The sequence below is a fragment of the Streptomyces sp. NPDC051218 genome (genome assembly GCF_044455475.1).
In the GTDB taxonomy this organism is placed as follows: Bacteria; Actinomycetota; Actinomycetes; order Streptomycetales; family Streptomycetaceae; genus Streptomyces.
On the sequence record NZ_JBITEU010000007.1, the window covers coordinates 68,562 to 86,111 of the forward strand.

General features: G+C 69.7%; 16 protein-coding genes and 1 pseudogene. 9 read left to right on the top strand and 8 right to left on the bottom strand.

All coding sequences use genetic code 11. From position 1 onward, the window contains the following. Window positions 1-155: 155 nt before the first annotated feature. On the bottom strand, window positions 156-986 hold the full coding sequence (locus ACIBCK_RS21490) for a helix-turn-helix domain-containing protein (RefSeq protein ID WP_399392447.1): 831 nt from the start codon (window positions 984-986) through the stop codon (window positions 156-158). A 102-nt stretch (window positions 987-1,088) separates the two neighbouring features. Between ACIBCK_RS21490 and ACIBCK_RS21495 the strand changes: the two genes are divergently transcribed. Further along, window positions 1,089-1,883 carry an SDR family oxidoreductase gene (locus ACIBCK_RS21495; RefSeq protein WP_399392449.1) on the top strand — a complete coding sequence of 265 codons (795 nt, stop codon included), beginning with the start codon at window positions 1,089-1,091 and terminating at the stop codon, window positions 1,881-1,883. 232 nt (window positions 1,884-2,115) lie between these two features. Beyond that, a complete protein-coding gene (locus ACIBCK_RS21500) occupies window positions 2,116-2,490 on the top strand; it encodes an ANTAR domain-containing protein (protein WP_399392451.1) in 375 nt (124 codons plus the stop codon). 35 nt (window positions 2,491-2,525) lie between these two features. Here ACIBCK_RS21500 and ACIBCK_RS21505 read toward each other — a convergent pair whose 3' ends face one another. Then, window positions 2,526-3,545, bottom strand: coding sequence for an Lrp/AsnC family transcriptional regulator (locus ACIBCK_RS21505; protein ID WP_399392453.1), 1,020 nt, complete (start codon window positions 3,543-3,545; stop codon window positions 2,526-2,528). 137 nt (window positions 3,546-3,682) lie between these two features. Here ACIBCK_RS21505 and ACIBCK_RS21510 point away from each other — a divergent pair, with 137 nt between their 5' ends. From ACIBCK_RS21510 to ACIBCK_RS21520, 3 genes are all read left to right on the top strand, one after another. Further along, window positions 3,683-5,011, top strand: a complete 1,329-nt coding sequence (locus tag ACIBCK_RS21510; RefSeq protein WP_399392455.1) for an amidohydrolase family protein — start codon at window positions 3,683-3,685, stop codon at window positions 5,009-5,011. After that, the gene (locus ACIBCK_RS21515) at window positions 5,008-6,612 is read left to right on the top strand and encodes an AbgT family transporter (RefSeq protein ID WP_399392457.1); all 1,605 of its coding nucleotides are present in this window, start codon (window positions 5,008-5,010) and stop codon (window positions 6,610-6,612) included. Before ACIBCK_RS21510 ends, ACIBCK_RS21515 begins: the two co-directional genes overlap by 4 nt. 235 nt (window positions 6,613-6,847) lie before the next feature. After that, on the top strand, window positions 6,848-7,714 hold the full coding sequence (locus tag ACIBCK_RS21520) for an LLM class flavin-dependent oxidoreductase (RefSeq protein ID WP_399392459.1): 867 nt from the start codon (window positions 6,848-6,850) through the stop codon (window positions 7,712-7,714). Window positions 7,715-7,787: 73 nt separating this feature from the next. Here ACIBCK_RS21520 and ACIBCK_RS21525 read toward each other — a convergent pair whose 3' ends face one another. Further along, window positions 7,788-8,414 (bottom strand): maleylpyruvate isomerase family mycothiol-dependent enzyme, encoded by a 627-nt coding sequence (locus ACIBCK_RS21525; RefSeq protein WP_399392461.1) that lies wholly within the window; start codon window positions 8,412-8,414, stop codon window positions 7,788-7,790. A gap of 134 nt (window positions 8,415-8,548) precedes the next feature. On the opposite strand from ACIBCK_RS21525, the gene ACIBCK_RS21530 reads away from it, so the two are divergent. Together ACIBCK_RS21530 and ACIBCK_RS21535 are read left to right on the top strand one after the other, a co-directional pair. Continuing rightward, window positions 8,549-9,493 carry an epimerase gene (locus tag ACIBCK_RS21530; protein ID WP_399392463.1) on the top strand — a complete coding sequence of 315 codons (945 nt, stop codon included), beginning with the start codon at window positions 8,549-8,551 and terminating at the stop codon, window positions 9,491-9,493. Between the two features lie 224 nt (window positions 9,494-9,717). After that, window positions 9,718-10,146, top strand: a pseudogene (locus ACIBCK_RS21535) (terpene synthase family protein); the annotation flags it as partial. Window positions 10,147-10,351: 205 nt separating this feature from the next. On the opposite strand, the gene ACIBCK_RS21540 reads toward ACIBCK_RS21535, so the two are convergent. Together ACIBCK_RS21540 and ACIBCK_RS21545 are read right to left on the bottom strand one after the other, a co-directional pair. Continuing rightward, a complete protein-coding gene (locus tag ACIBCK_RS21540; RefSeq protein ID WP_399392464.1) occupies window positions 10,352-11,014 on the bottom strand; it encodes a hypothetical protein in 663 nt (220 codons plus the stop codon). A 337-nt stretch (window positions 11,015-11,351) separates the two neighbouring features. Beyond that, window positions 11,352-12,542, bottom strand: coding sequence for a MalY/PatB family protein (locus tag ACIBCK_RS21545; protein WP_399392466.1), 1,191 nt, complete (start codon window positions 12,540-12,542; stop codon window positions 11,352-11,354). Window positions 12,543-12,654: 112 nt separating this feature from the next. On the opposite strand from ACIBCK_RS21545, the gene ACIBCK_RS21550 reads away from it, so the two are divergent. Next, window positions 12,655-13,293 carry an MSMEG_1061 family FMN-dependent PPOX-type flavoprotein gene (locus ACIBCK_RS21550; protein ID WP_399393113.1) on the top strand — a complete coding sequence of 213 codons (639 nt, stop codon included), beginning with the start codon at window positions 12,655-12,657 and terminating at the stop codon, window positions 13,291-13,293. Here the strand turns inward: ACIBCK_RS21550 and ACIBCK_RS21555 are convergent. After that, entirely contained in the window at window positions 13,254-13,682 is a 429-nt protein-coding gene (locus ACIBCK_RS21555; RefSeq protein WP_399392468.1) for a peptidase inhibitor family I36 protein, read from the bottom strand. The genes ACIBCK_RS21550 and ACIBCK_RS21555 overlap by 40 nt on opposite strands. Before the next feature lie 282 nt (window positions 13,683-13,964). On the opposite strand from ACIBCK_RS21555, the gene ACIBCK_RS21560 reads away from it, so the two are divergent. Continuing rightward, window positions 13,965-16,397, top strand: a complete 2,433-nt coding sequence (locus ACIBCK_RS21560; RefSeq protein WP_399392470.1) for an RICIN domain-containing protein — start codon at window positions 13,965-13,967, stop codon at window positions 16,395-16,397. A 90-nt stretch (window positions 16,398-16,487) separates the two neighbouring features. Here ACIBCK_RS21560 and ACIBCK_RS21565 read toward each other — a convergent pair whose 3' ends face one another. Both ACIBCK_RS21565 and ACIBCK_RS21570 read right to left on the bottom strand, forming a co-directional pair. Continuing rightward, complete coding sequence (locus tag ACIBCK_RS21565; RefSeq protein WP_367048197.1) at window positions 16,488-16,661, bottom strand: CsbD family protein; 174 nt, start codon at window positions 16,659-16,661, stop codon at window positions 16,488-16,490. 116 nt (window positions 16,662-16,777) lie between these two features. Beyond that, window positions 16,778-17,521 carry a class I SAM-dependent methyltransferase gene (locus ACIBCK_RS21570; protein ID WP_399392472.1) on the bottom strand — a complete coding sequence of 248 codons (744 nt, stop codon included), beginning with the start codon at window positions 17,519-17,521 and terminating at the stop codon, window positions 16,778-16,780. Between the last annotated feature and the right edge of the window lie 29 nt (window positions 17,522-17,550).

The window sequence follows — 17,550 nt, forward strand, 5'->3', positions numbered from 1 at the left end:
CAGCAGCGCGAATTGCTCAGCCGAGCGCCGCATCCCTGCCCCTCCCGCCGAACAGTGAGTTGCCGTGACGCTAGCGTGCATGTCCGTCCGAAGGTGGGCTGTTGAGGCGGACTCCCTCCGAATTGGTGCGTCAGGGGGCGCGGGGGAGCGAGGGCTCAGCGCTCTCGGCGCGAGGTGGCGGCCAGCGAGCCGAGGAGTGCGAGCGCCTCGCTGCTGGGAGAGGCCGGCTCCGCGTGGTAGACGACGAGTTCCTGGCCCGGCGTCGAGCGGACGTCGAAGGTCTGCATGGTCAGCGTCAAAGGCCCGACATCGCGATGCTCGAAGCTCTTGCGCTCAAGTGCCTTGCCCCGGGCATCGTGGCAGGCCCACAGTCCGGCGAACTCCGGGCTCTGCTCCAGCAGTTCGCCGAGCACCTGCCGTACCCGCGGATCATCGGGCGCCGCCCCGTGACCGAGCCGGAAACCGGCCACGGTGTTGCGCGCCACGTCGTACCAGTCGCGGTAGAAGGCGCGGGCCGCGGAGTCGGTGAACACGACATGCAGGAGGTTGCGCGAGTGCGTCCAGCCGTGGAAGAGCGCGTCGGCGATCGCGTTCGAGGCGAGGACGTCGTAGGCGCGGTTGTAGACGATGGCCGGATTGTGCGGCCAGGCATCCATGAGGGACAGCAGGCTCGGCGCGACCCGCTCCGCCACGGCCGCGGCCCTGGCGCGCGGCCCGATGCCGGCGAGCCGGAACAGGTGCAGCCTGCCGTCCTCGTCCAGCCGCAGGGCCGTGGCCAGGGCATCGAGCACCTGCCCGGAAGGCGAGCGCTCCCGCCCCTGCTCAAGGCGTACGTAGTAGTCGGCGCTGACCCCGGCGAGCAGGGCCACCTCCTCACGTCGCAGCCCTGGCACCCGGCGATGCCCCGTGACGGGGAGATTCGCCTGGGCCGGGGAGACGTGGGCGCGACGGGCGGTGAGGTAGGCGCCGAGCTCTGAGCGTGCCATGCCCCCATGCTAGGTCCGGGTCCGCCGCGCTTCCTGGGTGCGCTGCACCCAGGAGAACGCCGCCTCTCCCGCGGGCTCTTCGGTCACGCCAGCCTCGACGTCATGACCACACAACAACCGGAACACATCCAGTCCGCCGAGCGCCCCGACGCCCGTCCCGTCGACCGCAAGGTCGTCCTCGTCACCGGCGCGAGCAGCGGAATCGGAGCGGCCGTCGCCGCGCGACTGGTGGCCGAGGGGCACGTCGTGGTGGCCGGCGCGCGCCGCACCGACCGTTTGCGCGCCCTGGCCGGGAGCACGGCCGAGGCGGCCGCCCGCTCCGGCGGCAGCCTGCATCCCGCGCGCCTGGACGTGACGGACCGCGCGGACGTCGCGGCCTTCGTCCAGGACGCCCGCGACCACCACGGCCGCGTCGACGTCCTCGTCGCCAACGCCGGCGTCATGCCCCTCTCCCGCCTCGACTCCCTGCTCGTCGACGAGTGGGACCGGATGATCGACGTGAACGTCCGCGGCCTGCTGCACGGGATCGCCGCCGCTCTGCCCGTGTTCGCCGCGCAGGGCTCGGGACACTTCGTCACCGTCGCGAGCATCGGCGCCCACGAGGTCGTCCCCACCGGCGCCGTCTACTGCGGCACGAAGTACGCGGCCTGGGCGATCACCGAGGGCCTGCGCCAGGAACTGGACCCCTCGGTACGGGTCACCACCGTCTCGCCCGGCGTGGTCGACTCCGAACTCGCCGACACCATCACCGAGGCCGGAGCCGCCGAGGCCATGCACGCCTACCGGGCGCACGCGATCGGGCCCGAGGCCATCGCGAGCGCCGTCTCGTACGCCCTGGCGCAGCCGTCCGACGTCGACGTCAACGAAATCGTCGTACGCCCTGTCCGCCAGCGCTGAACCCTGAGCCCGCCCACCCGTTTGAGATCAATGCAGGTGGCTACCCGGTCGCTGCGGAAGCACAGCGCTGTGCGACGTAGGCGCCGGTTGGTTGGGACACACAGCCACCGGCGCTGCCGCACGCACAGAATCACAAACTATGGCCAGGGATGTGCGGAATCTGCGATGCTCGGCTCATCAACGGTTCTGCCGGCCCGACAGAGGCAGCCCGAGCGGACGAGAGGCAGAGCAGGTGGCTTCCTCACCGGACTCTCTCAACACATCGGCACTGAACCCTCGTTGCGGCTCCGCGCCGCAGGCCCCCGACAACGAATGCGCGGAAGAGCTCGCCGAGATCAAGGCGCTGCGCTCCGAGGTCAACGACCTGCATCGCGCCATGGAGTCCCACCCGTGCATCGACCAGGCACGGGGCATGCTGATGACGCTGGGTCCATGTACCGCGGATGAGGCGTGGGAGATCCTGGTCGAGGTGTCGCAGCACTCCAACACCAAACTGCGCGCGGTGGCAGAGGAGTTGATCGCCACGACGGAGGGCGAGCCGCTGCCGAGCCCGGTCCGCGCGGCTCTCGGTGAGGCACTGAGGAAGCGGCAAGCGGCCACGGGCTGAGCGCATCGGCTCTCACGCGTCCCAGTAGTCGACTCTCACGCATCCCAGTAGTTGAGCGGAGCGGAACCCAGACTGTGCCCTCGGCGGTCGAGTACCCGCCCCACGTGCTTGATCGTGCGCAACACCACCGCACGCTCCGTGATGCGCAGATCCAGGTGCGCGAGGCGGCTGTTGAGCAGTGCCTCGGTGGTGTGGACCTCGGACAGGGTCGGCAGCCAGATGTCGAGCACCAGATTGTGCGCGCCCGCCGTGATGCTGCACATGCGCAGGCCGGGCAGGGTACGCAGCGCGCTCACCGTCTCGTCGAGATGCTGGGCGGGCACCGAGCCGAAGTAGACGACCGATACCGGGAAGCCCGTCAGCGGCCTGGCCAGCGCGCAGCGCAGGGAGAGCCGCCCGGTCCCGGTCAGGACGCGCAACCGGCGCCGGACGGTCGCGGCGGAGGCGCCGACGGTCTGGGCCAGCTCCGTCAGCGGCATACGGCCGTCGGTGCCGAGCGCGAGGGCGATACGGCGGTCGAGGGGCCGCAGCGGTTCGTCGGGCACCGCGGGCCGTTCCACGGTCAGGGCGCTCCGCTGCTGCCGGGTGAGACTGCGCAGCCGCCAGGAAGCTCCCTCGAAGGGCGCCGCGGTGATGACATGGCTGCGTACGGCGCGCACACCGGGCAGCTGCGATACCCGGTCGCCGGAGAGCCGGGCGAGGCCGTCGAGATCGGTGGCGCCGACGATGGCGAGCAGATCACGCCCGCCCGAGGTTTGCTTGAGGCTCAGCACATGGGGATCGCGGGCGAGCTGCCCGATGGTGTCCTCGCTCAGGCGCCCGTCCATGTCGATCTCGATCTGGGCGTAGACGCCCTCGTCGTGCCCGGGTGACAGGTAGCCGTCGACCCAGGCCACGCCCGCGCGCACCATGCGGTCCCAGCGGCGGGCGACTGTCACCGCGTCGACCTCAAGAACCTCGCCCATCCGCACCCAGGGCACCCGGGGCTGGATCTGGAGGGCGTGCACGATGGCGAGATCCAGCTCGTCCAGCGTGGGCGCTCGCTGCGAGTCCACGAGGCTTGTGTCGGTGGGATGAGTGTCCGTGCGGCGCGCGTCCATGAGGTGTGCCGAATCCTGCGTAGATGGCGTTCTGGTGAAAGATTCCGGCGATTTTACACAGTCGTGATTCCTGATACCGAGGATCGTCGGCCATGAGCCACGAACAGTTCTCCTCTCTGCGCATCATCCGGGCCCGCCTGATCGACGGCACCGGCGCGTCCCCTGTCGAGGACGCCGTCATCGACATCGACGGGAACGGCACGATCGTTCACGCCGGACCGGCCGCGACGGCACCGGAGGCGCCCGCAAGGACCCGCACCGTGGACGCTGCGGGACGCACGGTCCTGCCGGGCTTCATCGACACCCACGTCCACCTCGCCATCGAATCGCCACGGCAGATGGTCCGCCGCCACGAGAGCGACCCGACCGTGGAGACGTTCCGCACCGCGGAGCGGCTGCGCATCACCCTGGAGGCGGGGATCACCACCGCCCGCGACCTGGGCGGTCTGCCGGCCGGGTACCGGGACGCGGTCGCCGCGGGCCTCACCACAGGACCCCGGCTGCACACCGCGGTCCGCATCCTCAGCCACACCGGCGGCCACGCCGACTTCCGCTCGGAGTGCGGCTTCGACCCCAGCGCCGGGGTGGGCGAGATCGCCGACACCCCGGACGAGGTGCGGGTAGCGGTGCGCCGCCTGCTCCGCTCCGGCGCGGACGTGATCAAGGTCTGTGCGACCGGCGGCATGAGCAGCCCCTACGACCAGCCCGACGACGAGGGCCTGACCGTGGAGGAGATCCGCACGGTCGTCGACGAGGTGTCCCGGCACGGTGGCCGGCCCGTGGCGGCGCACGCACAGGGCACCGCGGGCATCATCAACGCGATCCGCGGCGGCGTGAGCAGTGTCGAGCACGGTTACGGCCTCACCGCGCAGGCACGTGAACTGGCGGGGGAGCACGGCACGTTCGTGGTGCCGACCCTGTCGACGGTGTTCGACGGCATCGACCGTTCGACCATGCAGCCCTTCCACTACGAGAAGAAGGTCCGCTGGTCCGGCATCACCCGGGAGAACATCGCCGCGGCGATCTCCGACGGCGTACGCATCGCGATGGGCACCGACGCGGCGATGGTGCCGCACGGCCGCAACCTGCGCGAGCTCTCCCATCTCGTCTCCCTGGGCATGACCCCGGCGCGGGCCATCGAGACAGGTACGCGCAGCGCCGCCGAACTCCTCGGCCTCTCCGCGGAGATCGGCACGCTTGAAGCAGGCAAACACGGTGACCTGGTGATGTGCGACGGCGATCCGCTCGCGGACATCTCGGTGCTCGCCGACCCGGCCCGCATCGTGCTCGTCGCCCAGCGCGGCGCCGTACGCAAGGACACGCTCGGCCTGGCGCTGACTGCCCCTGTGGCGAGCGGTACGCCCGCGGCGAGCGAAACCTCCGCGGCGAGCGGCACGCCATCGCAAGGAGCCGCCGGATGAGCACCTCGGCCACCACCGCGAAGACGCCGGCCGGCGGCCCGCCGCCCCGGTCCATGCTCGACAAGGTCCTGAACGGCATCGAGCGCGCGGGCAACAAGCTGCCGCATCCGGTGCTGCTGTTCCTCGGCCTGTTCCTGATCATCGGCACGGTGTCGACGGTTCTCGCGGCCACCGACACCACCGTCACGGTGCCGGGCGAGGACAAGACACTCGCGGTGAAGGGGCTGTTCAGCGGGGAGGGCGTGCGCTGGCTGCTCGAGAACTTCATCCCGAACTTCACGGGATTCCCCTCGCTGGGCACCGTCCTGCTGATGATGGCCGCGGTCGGCGTCGCCGAGAAGACGGGCCTGCTCGAAACGGCCGTACGCGCGTCCATCGCACGGGCTCCGAGGCGACTGCTGCCCTACCTGGTCGCCTTCGTCTCCTGCCAGGCGCACCTGATGAGCGACGTGGCGATCCTGGTGATCCCGCCGCTGGCCGCACTCGCCTTCAAGAACGCGGGCCGCAACCCGATCGCGGGCCTCATCGGCGGCTTCGCCTGCGTCTGCGCGGGCTACGCGGCCGGATTCTCCATCGGCGCGCTCGACGCGCTCTACACCGGCATCACTCATCAGGCCGCCGCGGTCGTGCCGGGCGGCGGGAGCGCCCCCACGCACATCCTCATCAACTACTTCTACACAGCCGCCGCCAGCTGCGTGCTCGCCCTGATCGGCGGCTTCCTCATCTCCCGCGTCCTGGAACCCCGCCTGCCACGGCCGGACACGACGGCCGACTCCGACTCCGACTCCGGGTCAGAGCCGGCCGAGGCGGAAGGCGTGACGGTCACCGTCACCGTCAATGTCACCGCCCGCCAGCGCACGGGCCTGCTGCGCTCAGGCCTCGCCGTGCTCCTCTACGCGGCTGTCGTCATCACGTGCTGGCTGCTGCCGGGCTCCCCGCTGCGCGGCGAGGGCGGTGCGCTGGTCCCTTCGCCGGTCCTCGACGGCATCGTGCCGCTGCTGTTCGTCGCGTTCGTCCTCGCGGGTGTCGTCTACGGCCGTACCGTCGGCACCCTCAAGCACGCCGAGGACGCGCCCCGCATGATGGCCGAGTCGATCACCGGAATGTCCGGGTACATCGTGCTGATCCTGGTGATATCCCAGGTCATCGGAGTCTTCGACTGGTCCAACGTCGGCACCCTGCTCGCGGTGAACGGCGCGGACCTCCTGGAATCCGCGGGCCTGACAGGCTTCACGGGCCTGGTCCTCTTCGTCCTCCTGGTCTGCGTCCTGAACCTGTTCGTCACTTCGGGTTCGGCCCTGTGGTCCCTGGTCGCACCGGTCTTCGTACCGGCGTTCATGCTCATCGGCATGGAACCCGCGGTCACCCAGGCGGCGTTCCGAATAGGCGACTCGGCGACCCAGATGATCACGCCGCTCAACCCGTACGTCTTCCTGATGCTGACGATCCTGCGCCGCTACGAACCCGGAGCCCAACTGGGCACGGTCCTGTCCCGACTCTCGGTGTTCGTGGTCCCGTTCCTGATCGCCTGGCTCGCGGTCCTAGGCCTCTTCTACGGCCTGGGCCTGCCGCTTGGTCCGGGGGCGGACATCCATCGGTGACCCGATGTTCGGGCCGGGGCCGTCCCCGGCTGGGCCTACGCCATCGAGAGCCGTACCTCCCGTTCGAGATACCACCTGGAGGCGCTCTCGCGCGGCACGCGCGTGTACACGCTGGCCCGCTGGGAGGACACCCTGGCGCCACTTCCCACTGCCGCCTTCGCCGAGGGCTTCGCCTGAGCCTCTCGGGGCACGTATTGCGGTTGCCGACCCCAGTGCGGTGCAGCAGGATGCGGAGATGCGTTTCTCGGTGAACATTCCGAACTTCGGTGACTTCGCAGATCCCAGGACCGTGGCGAAGCTGGCCGTGGCGGCGGAACAAGCAGGGTGGGACGGGCTGTTCGTCTGGGACCACGTGCAGCACCGCAAGCACGCGGGCAGGCCCTTCGGGGACCCCTGGATGCTGCTGACCGCCGCCGCGCTCGCCACCTCCCGGATCAGGCTGGGCACGCTGGTCACGCCGGTCGCCCGGCGGCGCCCGCAGCAGCTCGCCCGCCAGGTGGCGACCCTGGACGTCCTGAGCGGCGGCCGGGTCACCTTCGGTGCGGGGCTCGGCGGCCCCATCGAGGACGAGTACGGCAGCTTCGGCGACACCACCGACCCGAAGGTGCTCGCCGAGCGGCTGGACGAGGGCCTGGACCTGCTGCAACGCTACTGGTCGGGTGAGCCGGTCAACCACGACGGACGGCACTACCAGGCACGTGACGTGACGCTGCTGCCGGCGACGGTGCAACGCCCTCGGCCGCCGATCTGGGTCGCCGGATTCTGGCCGAACCGGCCGCCCATGCGCCGGGCCGCCCGCTGGGACGGCGCGGTCCCGCTGTTCACCGACGCCAAACACGGATACGTGCCGCCGATCGACCAGGTCCACGACCTCGTGAGCTACGTGAAAGAGCAGCGAGAGGGCCGTTCCGACTCCCCCTTCGACATCGTCCTCGGCGGCGCATCGCCGGGCGACGACGACGCCAAGGCCCGTGACCTGATCGGCCCGTTGGCCGAGGCGGGCGTCACCTGGTGGGACGAACGTCAGGTCCAGACCGGCGAAGGGCTCGACCGCCTCACCCCAGTGCTGCGCCGCGTGGAGCAGGGCCCGCCGGGCCTGTAGGGCCGCCCCGGCCCACCGCGGGCGGGCCGCACCGAAGCCCGCACCGAAGCCCATCCCGTCGGCCGGCAGATCGTCAGCCGGCCGCCCGTAGCCTGTCCGCTCCTGGCCCCTCCAGCTCGTCCAGCGCTTCCCGGCGCCCGGAGATGGCCAGCAGCAGCGACAGCGCGGTTCCGCGCACGGGCGCGCCCTCCCCGATCAGCAAATCGGCGTCGCACGGGGCCAGTTGGACTCCAGCCACTTTCTCCTTGGCTCCGCCGAAGGACGCCGACGTACGCGCCTGGAGGCGGAGTGCTCTGTCCACGGCCTCCGGCTGGTAGGCGCGGGTGAGCCCCAAGGGACGACGAATGTCCTCGCCGTGTACGACCTCCTCCACGAGCCGGGTGTCGAGGGGCGCCGGCGGTGACGACCTCCGGGAAGCCACCAGACGCAGCCGCGCCAACGTCTCCTGCGGCGAGGCACCGCGCCACCGCTGCACCCCGCGTGCGTTCTGGCGGTCGAAATCAAAACGTGCCCGGACCATGGCCCCCACGAAGCCGAGGCGCGTGGCGCGAGCCGTGTCGATCAGATGGGCCACCACATCGTGCACGGTCCATCCCTCGCACAGCGACGGACGCTCCCACCGCTCGTCATCCAGACGCGCGAGATCCTTGATCAGCGCTGAGCGCTCCGCGTGGACCAGTGACCAGACATCATCGTTCACGACTGTTCCTCTGCTCGACCCCAGTGTCTGTCAGAGAGACTCACGGCACGGCGGGAACTCATCGAGGGATGGGTGTGACCACCGTTGAGAATGGACAGTCGGCGCCGGTGGCGTCCACGAGGGGGGAGTGCCAGATGAAGGTAGTGCTGGCAGGAGGCACCGGACAGGTCGGAGCCGTCCTGGAGCGTTCGATGACCGCCGCAGGGCATGACGTCGTCGTCCTGACCAGGAACCCCGTACGGGCCCGCCAAGTAGCGTGGGACGGGCGGACGTCGGGCCCATGGATCGAGGAGATCGACGGCAGCGACGTGGTGATCAATCTGGCGGGCCGCAGCGTGAGTTGCCGATACACCGATGCCAATCTCCGGGACATGATGGACTCACGGGTCCAGTCCGCGGAAGCCGTCGGCGAGGCCATCGCCGCCGCGGCGAAACCGCCACAGGTCTGGCTGCAGATGAGCACGGCCACGATCTACGCGCACCGGTTCGACGCACCCCACGACGAGGCCACCGGCGTCATCGGCGGTACGGAGACGGGAGTTCCGGACTACTGGGAGTACAGCGTCCGCATCGCCAAGAACTGGGAACAAGCTCAGCGGGAAGCCGCCACCCCGCACACCCGAAGGATCGCTCTGCGTGCCGCCATGGTGATGAGCCCCGACCGCGGCGGTGTCTTCGACGTCCTGCTGCGGATGGTCCGCCTAGGCCTCGGCGGGCCGGTCGCGGGCGGCGCCCAGTACCTGTCCTGGATCCACGACCGGGACTTCGTGCGCGCGGTGGAGTTCCTGATCGCCCGCGAGGACATCGCGGGCCCGGTGAACCTCGCCGCTCCCGGCCCCCTCCCACACCGCGCGTTCATGCGCGGTCTGCGGGCCGCGGCAGGCGTCCCGGTGGGGCTCCACGCCACCAGATGGATGGCGGAGGTGGGAGCCTTCGCGCTCCGCACGGACACAGAACTGCTTCTCAAGAGCCGCCGAGTCGTCCCCGGCCGACTGCTCGAAGAGGGCTTCACCTTCGAGCACGGAGCCTGGCCGGACGCGGCGACCGATCTCGTACGCCGCGCACGGGGCCGCCGCTGACCGGCCACGGTCACCGCAAGCGGGAAACCGAGCCGCGGAGCCACCTCCGTGCGAACACATCCCCCCCCGCAGCCTCGGACAACTGGGTACGGCAGGGGCTTCGGCCCGCCTACGCCAGCGATGAAGAACTCGAAGGGTTCATCGCGGGGGAGTGCGCGCTGTGGGCGTGCTACAGCTACCCGCACGCCGAGGCGCACCGTACGCGCGACTGGACGATGCAGCTGATGAGCGGCTCGGAGGGCGGAGACGACGGCTTCAGCTGTGGACCGGCGCTCGCCGAGCTGTGGGGGCGCCTGGTCTCGCGGTCCGTACCCAGCTGGCAGGCCCGGTTCGCGGAGGAGGTCGGCCGCTATCTGCGCGCTTGTATCGAGGAGAACGCCGGTGTGTGCCGGGACTGGAGCGGCGTCACGCTCGAGGAGTACATGCGGCTGCGCTTCGACGACATCTTCGCCGACGGCATCTTCCTCCTGGCCGAGTACAGCCTCGGTATCGACCTGAGCAGGACCAAGCCCCTGCGGCCCGCCCTGCGGGAGTTGGAGATCATCGCGACGGAGCATCTGACGCTGACCAACGACCTGTTCTCCTTCCGCAAGGAGTACTTCCAGGCCGACAGCATCAACATGCTCACTCTGCTGTGCGACCGGCAGGGCATGTCGCTACAACGGCCCCGGACAGCAATGGGCCGGCCCTCGCGGAGGCACGGTCACACTCCACCCCCAGCGCACGATCATCAGGTGACGCGCGCCGTTCACCGCTGTGCCGGTGCCACCGGCTCTGCCGCCAGCCCGGCCACGCGCGGTCGGCCGGGCTGGGCGGGCAGCATTCAGCAAGCACCTGTACGTGCGGGTGCGAGCCGATTCAGCTGGTGGCGCTCTCCGACTGCGGTGCGGCCGCCGAGGCCGCCGGGGCGGCCGCGGTGTAGAAGACGGAGGAGCCCTGCTTGGTGCGCAGCGCCCGGCCCTTGGCGACCAGGCCCTCCACGGTGGTGCGCACGACCGTGGTCTTGATGGTGCGGTCAGGCAGCTCCTGGGCGAGTGCGTTGGTGATCTCGGCTGCCGAGCGCGGCTCGCCCTGCTTGGCGAGGTGGTTGTCGATCAACTCGACCAGCGTCGGCCCCGACGCCGATTCGGCGGACTTCTTCGCGCCGGTCCTGGGAGCACTCTTGGCTGCCTTCGCAGCCTTCTCCTTGTTGTCCTTTGGCTTGTTGGCAGTGGCCTTCTTCGTTCGGGCCGCCCCGGAATTGTTCGCACTTGCCCGAGGGGCGGGTACGGCCTTCTTGGCGGTTGACGCGCGGCTCGACGGCTTCTTCGCGGTGGCGGCCGGTGCTCCGGTGGAGCCAAGTGCCTGCTGCATGCTCAGCAGCAGCGCGTGGTCGTTCTCCAGCGTCCGCAACTGTTCCTGCAGCGCTGTCACCTGAGCCCCGACGCGCTCCTGCTCCTTGCGGTTGGTCTCGAGATCGGCGGTTACGCGTGCGGCGTATTGGGCCTGCACTCCGGCAGATTCCGGCTGAACGTCCGACATGACATTGACCTTTTCGTGAGCGCACGCGGCCGTGCGGATGGTGGGTCGTGCTCACGACTGAGCACTCTTGAATGGGGGCGCACTTGATGCACCCATGAATGTTGGCTGCCCAACCTGCAACAGCAGTAACTCATGTGTGAGCAGTGAAGGCTACGTTCTGGCGTCCACCGACGAATACACGAAATGAAAATTGACCCACACCTCCACATCAGGTGTCGATCTCGCGTTCGAAAATGACGTAGTGGGCGTCTCGGAAAGCATGCGCCCTCCTCGGAAAGCATGCGCCCTGGGGGGAGTTGCCGGGGTGGCAGGAAACACAACTCCTCGGCACTCGCCGTCAGGTGACCGCCAATCCCATCCGCCGGACCGCCTCGGTGACGACCTCCGGTGACGCGGCAAGGTTGAGACGGGCGAAACCGTCGCCGCCCGTTCCGAAGGTGCTGCCCGAGTTCAGAGCGACGCGGCCACGCTGCAGGAAGACCTCGGCCGGGTCGCCGCCGAGCCCCAGCTCCCGGCAGTCCAGCCAGGCCAGGAAGGTGCCCTGCGCGGGCGTGTAGCCCACGGCCGGCAGGTGCTCGGCCAGGAGGGCGGCCAGCAGTCGGCGGTTGTCGTCGAGGCCGTCGAGCAGCGCGTCGAGCCATGCGCCGCCCTCCCGCAGGGCCGTCGTATGGGCGATGACGCCGAGGTGGCTCGGGCCGTGGCTGACCTCTTCAGGCATGCGGGCGAGGTCGTCGGCGGCCTCGGGGCCCGCGATGGCGAGGGCGGCTTTGAGCCCGGCCAGATTCCAGGCCTTCGACGCCGACATGAGGGACAGCCCGTTCTCCGCACCTGGCACGCTCAGGAAGGGTACGAACGACGCGCCCGACGCCACGATCGGTGCGTGGATCTCGTCCGCCACGAGGCGTACGCCGTGCTCGCGCGCCAGGTGGGCGATCCGCGCCAACTCGGCGGCGGTGTGCACTGTTCCGGTCGGATTGTGCGGGCTGCACAGCAGAAAGACCGGCCGGGCAGCGTCCCGGGCCGCATGCCGGAACACTTCCTCCAGGACGTCGAGGTCGATGCGCAGGTCCGGCCCGAGCGGCGACTCGACGACGACCCGGTCCAGGTGGCCGACGAACTGGTAGAAGGGCGGGTACACGGGGGAGTTGACGATGACGGGATCGCCGGGCGACGAGACCAGCTTGAGCATCTCGACGACGCCGAGCATCACGTCGGGCACGATCGCCGTACGCTCGACCGCGAGCCCCTCCCAGCCCCACCGCTTACGGGCGAACTCCGCCAGCGCCTCGGCGTAGGCCGTTCCGGCGGGGTAGCCGGTGTCGCCGAGCGCCACGGCATCGGTGATCGCCTCGGCGACCGGCTCGGCCAGCGGGACGTCCATCTCGGCCACCCACAGCGGCAGTACGTCGTGCGGATACGTCCGCCACTTCATGCTCGTACGCCGCCGCAGTTGCTCCAGCGACAGTCGACGCAGGGGGTTCGTGTTCGTGCTCTCCGGCCCGTCGACATCACGCGACACATTTGCCATACGTCAAAAGTAGGCAGACTCAAGCGGATTTCCGCCTGCTTCGACGCCATCAATAGACTCGGGCCCACCCATGTAAGGTGAGCCTAACTTACTGGCTCGCCAGTCAGTACGCCTGCTCGCCGACCCGAGGAACGCCCCCGTGCCCGACACTGCGCCACCCACGACCGTTCCGCTCTCGGGCAGTGGCGCCACGGCGCCGCACGCGTGGCAGGAACTCCGCTCGGGCGACGAGCTGACCCGGCTGCTCGGCGAGCCGCATCCGATCGTCATCGACAAGGTCCACGACGGACTGACCGAGGACGACCTGGGAATCCTGGCCCGCTCCCCGTTCTGTGTCCTGTCCACTTCGGATGCGGCAGGCAACTGCGACACGTCCCCGCGAGGCGACGCACCGGGCTTCGTGCACGCCCTGGATGAGCACACCGTCGCCCTGCCCGACCGCCCCGGCAACCGGCGCGGCGACAGCTTCCGCAACATACTCGGGAACCCCCACGTGGGCCTGCTCCACCTGGTGCCGGGCAGCGACGACATCCTGCGCATCAACGGCCGGGCGCGAATCCTGACGGACGCCCCGTTCTTCGACGCGATGACCGTCAAGGACCGGCGGCCCCTGCTGGCCGTCGTCGTGGAGATAGACGAGATATTCCGGCACTGCTCACAGTCACTGCGGCGCGCGGGTCTCTGGCATCCGGAGACATGGCAGCGGGCCGGTCAGCGGCCGCCCTCACCGGGCGGTGTGCCGCAGCTCTGACCGCCAGGCCCGTCGAACTGCACCGAACTCAGGAAGTCCCGGTAGGCAGGGAAGAAGTTGCCCTTGCCCGTCGGGCCCGATGAGGTCACGACCGCACAGCCGGTGTAGTGCGCGTCGGACCAGAGGAAGATGGTCGAAGGCGTACGGTTCCAGTCCGACTTGGCCCGGTCGTTCATGCCCAGAGCCGCGAGGTCCGGGGTGCTGCTCGTCAGCTTGATCATGTCGCCGGTGCCGTCGAGCCCCGAGAACATGCAGTAGAAGCCGTCGGGACAGCGGTCGTACCCGTCGGCCGCGTGCGCCGTGGAGGCCGACATACCGGAGGCGGCCGCGGCGGCCACCGTCACGAGCAGCACGGCGAACTTCTTCTTCATCGCGATTGCCCTGCGCATACCGATCCGCCTTCGTCATCGGGGCCCGCGGGTCCGCGATGCGGGCACCCCTCAGCGGTGCGCGAGCCGAAGCCACCTCCGGCTCACTGCCCTCTTTGGCGCTCGGCTATCCCTCCCTCTGGACAATGCCGTCACTCGGTGCTGGGATGCCAGCGGCTCCTGCTGCTCCAACTGCCCTTGTTTTCCACGCCATCGAGGTCTTGCACGCCACGGTTTTCCAACGTTGTAAAGCTCCCTGTACGGCAGTCACCAGCGAACACGGACAACGACGGGACGGTACTCATGACGCAGTTCGGCCGACGCCTCTTCCTCCTGCGCTCCGGCGCCATCACCCTGGGTGCGGCCGGTGGCACGGCCGCCGTCACCAGCACCTCCGCGCGGGCGGACACCCCGGCGCGCGGCGGTCTCTACGGTCCGAACGCCGCGCCCCTGGCGCCCACAGCGTTCCAGAAGCTGCCGGTGGGCAGCGTCACCGCGCGCGGCTGGCTGCGCGGACAGCTCGACCTGCTGCTCGGCGGCCTGTTCGGGCGGTACGCGGAGATCTCCCACTTCCTCGCGTACTACGACTCCGGCTGGGTGCACCCGGAGAAGGCGGGGTGGGAGGAAGTGACGTACTGGCTGCGCGGCTACGTCGACCTCGCCGCCCTCACCGGCGATCGCACCGCCCTGGCGGAGAGCCGCCGGTGGATCGACGCGATCATCGCCACCCAGGAAGCCGACGGGTTCTTCGGCCCGCGAAGGCTGCGCACCCAGCTGAACGGCGGCCCGGACTTCTGGCCCTACCTGCCGCTGCTCCAGGCGCTGCGCTCGCACGAGGAATTCACCGGTGACCAGCGCATCGAGCCCTTCATGCTGCGCTTCATGCGGTTCATGAACGCCCAGGGACCCGGCGCCTTCAACTCCAGCTGGGTGTCCAAGCGTTGGGGTGACGGGCTCGACGTCGCCTTCTGGCTCTACAACCGCACCCGGGAGAGCTTCCTGCTCGACCTCGTCGACAAGATGCACACCCACGGCGTGGACTGGGCGGGCGGCGTCGCCGACTGGCACAACGTCAATGTGGCGCAGGGCTTCCGTGAGCCCGCCCAGTACGCGCTACGCTCCGGAAAGCAGGACCACACCCGGGCGACCTACCGCAACTACGCGACCGCGCTCGGGACGTACGGCCAGTTCCCCGGCGGCGGCTTCGCGGGCGACGAGAACGCGCGCCCCGGCTTCGGCGACCCCCGCCAGGGCTTCGAGACCTGCGGCACCGTCGAGTTCATGGCCAGCCACGAACTCCTCACCCGCATCACCGGCGACCCGGTCTGGGCGGACCTGTGCGAAGAACTGGCCTTCAACATGCTGCCCGCGGCGACCGACCCCGCCGGGTCGGGCATCCACTACGTCACCAGCGCCAACAGCGTCGACCTCGACAACACCCGCAAGACGCAGGGGCAGTTCCAGAACGGGTTCGCGATGCAGGCCTTCCAGCCGGGCGTCGACCAGTACCGCTGCTGCCCGCACAACTACGGGATGGGCTGGCCGTACTTCACCGAGGAGTTGTGGCTCGCGACTCCGGACCGGGGTCTCGTCGCGGCGATGTACGCGCCGTGCCGGGTCACGGCGAAGGTCGCCGAAGGCACCTCCGTCACGATCACCGAGGACACCGACTACCCCTTCAAGGAGACCGTCACCCTCACCCTGGACCTGGACGAGCCGGTGCGCTTCCCGCTTCGGCTACGCATACCCGGCTGGTGCGACAGCCCTCAACTCGCCGTCAATGGGAACCGGTTGCCTGCCCCGGACGACGGCCCGGCCTTCGCCGAGGTCGAGCGGACCTGGCGCAAGGGTGACCGCGTCACGCTGCGGCTGCCGCAGCGCACGACGGTCCGCACCTGGAAGAGCGGAGCGGTGAGCGTCGACCGCGGCCCCCTGACGTACTCCCTGCGCATCGGCGAGTCCTATGAGCGGTACGCGGGCACGGACGACTTCCCGCACCGAGCGGTGCACGCGACCACCCCGTGGAACTACGCGCTCGCCCCCGACCCGGCGGGCGACCTGTCCTTCACCGCCGACCCCGGACCGCTGACCGGCGACCCGTTCACGCACGAGGACGTTCCGGTACGCATCCGCGCTCGCGCTCGGCGCCTGGAGGAGTGGGTCGCGGACGACGAGCACGTGGTGGCACCCCTCCAGCGAAGCCCGGCCCGTGCCACCGGCGCGCAAGAGGAAGTGACGCTCATCCCGATGGGCGCGGCACGCCTGCGTGTCACCGCCTTCCCCACGGCGGCCCCTGACGGCCGCCCCTGGACGCCCGAGCCGCCCTACCGCCGGATCGAGAACCGGCACAGCGGCAAGGTCCTCGCGGTCGACGGCATGTCCCTGGACGCCGGCGGACGCGTGGTCCAGTTCGACAACTCCGGTACCGGCGACCACGCGTGGCAGCTCATCGACCGAGGCGAGGGCTGGTACACACTGCGCAACGGATACAGCGGCAAGGTGCTCGGCATCGAAGAGGCGTCAACGGGCGACTCGGCAAGGGCCGTTCAGTTCACCGACACCGGAGCCGACCATCTGCGCTGGCAGCAGGTCGACAAGGGGGACGGTTGGTTCCTGCTCCGCAACCGGAACAGCGGAAAGGTCCTCGGGGTGGACGGCATGTCGACGGCCAACAGCGCACAGGTCGTGCAGTTCGAGGACAACGGCACGGCGGACCACCTGTGGCGGCTGACCTGACACCTGGCGCGGGGCAGGCTCGCCCGCAGGCCGCTGGGGCGGCCCCCACAGAGAGGGGCCGCCCCAGCGACATGGTGATGCGAGATCGTGTCAGTGCTTGCCGATGTCCTTGGTCTTCTCCTTGGCCTGGCGTGCGTCGCCCTTCATCTGCTGGGCGCGCCCCTTGGCGGTGAGGCTTTCATTGCCCACCGCGCGTCCGGCGGCTGCCGCAGCCGCGCCGGTGGCCTGCTCGACCTTTGCCTTGGCCTTCTCGTTGGCGGTCATGGTCCGCTCACGCTCCTTGGCATCGACATCATGTGCTGTCAGTACGCCTGGCCGCTCAGCCGCCCGGTAAACATGTCATCCATTTGTTTATGGGTCGGTCCGGGCCCACCCTTTGCTCACGCCCGGCAGCGCAACATCTCCAGTGGCGGGTTGGCGTGGAAGTCCGCCCAGTGGTCCGCGCCGAACTCGCGCACACCGGCTTCCGAGACCGTCAGCGGCACCCAGGTCACATCGCGGAACCCGGCCGCCTGCAGGCATTTCTCATACACCTCGCGGCGCGGCAGATTGGCGAGGAACGAGACCGGTGCCGGGTCCAGCAGCGCCGTGGTCCTCACCTGCGGCCCCGTCTCGCCCTCCGTACCGGTGAGCTCGCTGCGGAAGCCGTACTTGTCCGGGCCGGGCCCCTCGAAGCGGAAGTCGGGCGACTGATTCAGCGCGAACAGTTCGCCGCCCGGCTTCATGTTCCGGCGGATGTTGCGGCACATGCGTTCGGTGGTGGCGATATCCGGGGCGTAGTTGAGCAGCTGGACCGCGAGCACGATGTCGAAGCGCTCGCCGATCGGCCGCAGCTCTGCCACGTCGCCGATCTCGTAGCGCACACCGAGCGGATCGCGCTCCTCCAACTGCTGTGCCACGCCCACCATTTCACCGGAGATATCGATGCCGAGGACCTGGCTGGCGCCGCGCCGCTTGAACTCCCTGCTGTAGAAACCGGTGCCCGAGGCCAGGTCGAGGACCGACTTGCCGCGCACGTCCCCGACCAACCCCAGGAAACTGGGCACTACGGCGTACTGTTCCAAGGGCAGTGCCTTGAACCCCTCGTACGCCTCACCGATCTCGTCGTACTGCTGCGCGCTCATGATGCCGCCCTTCCATCCTCCGCCGGAAT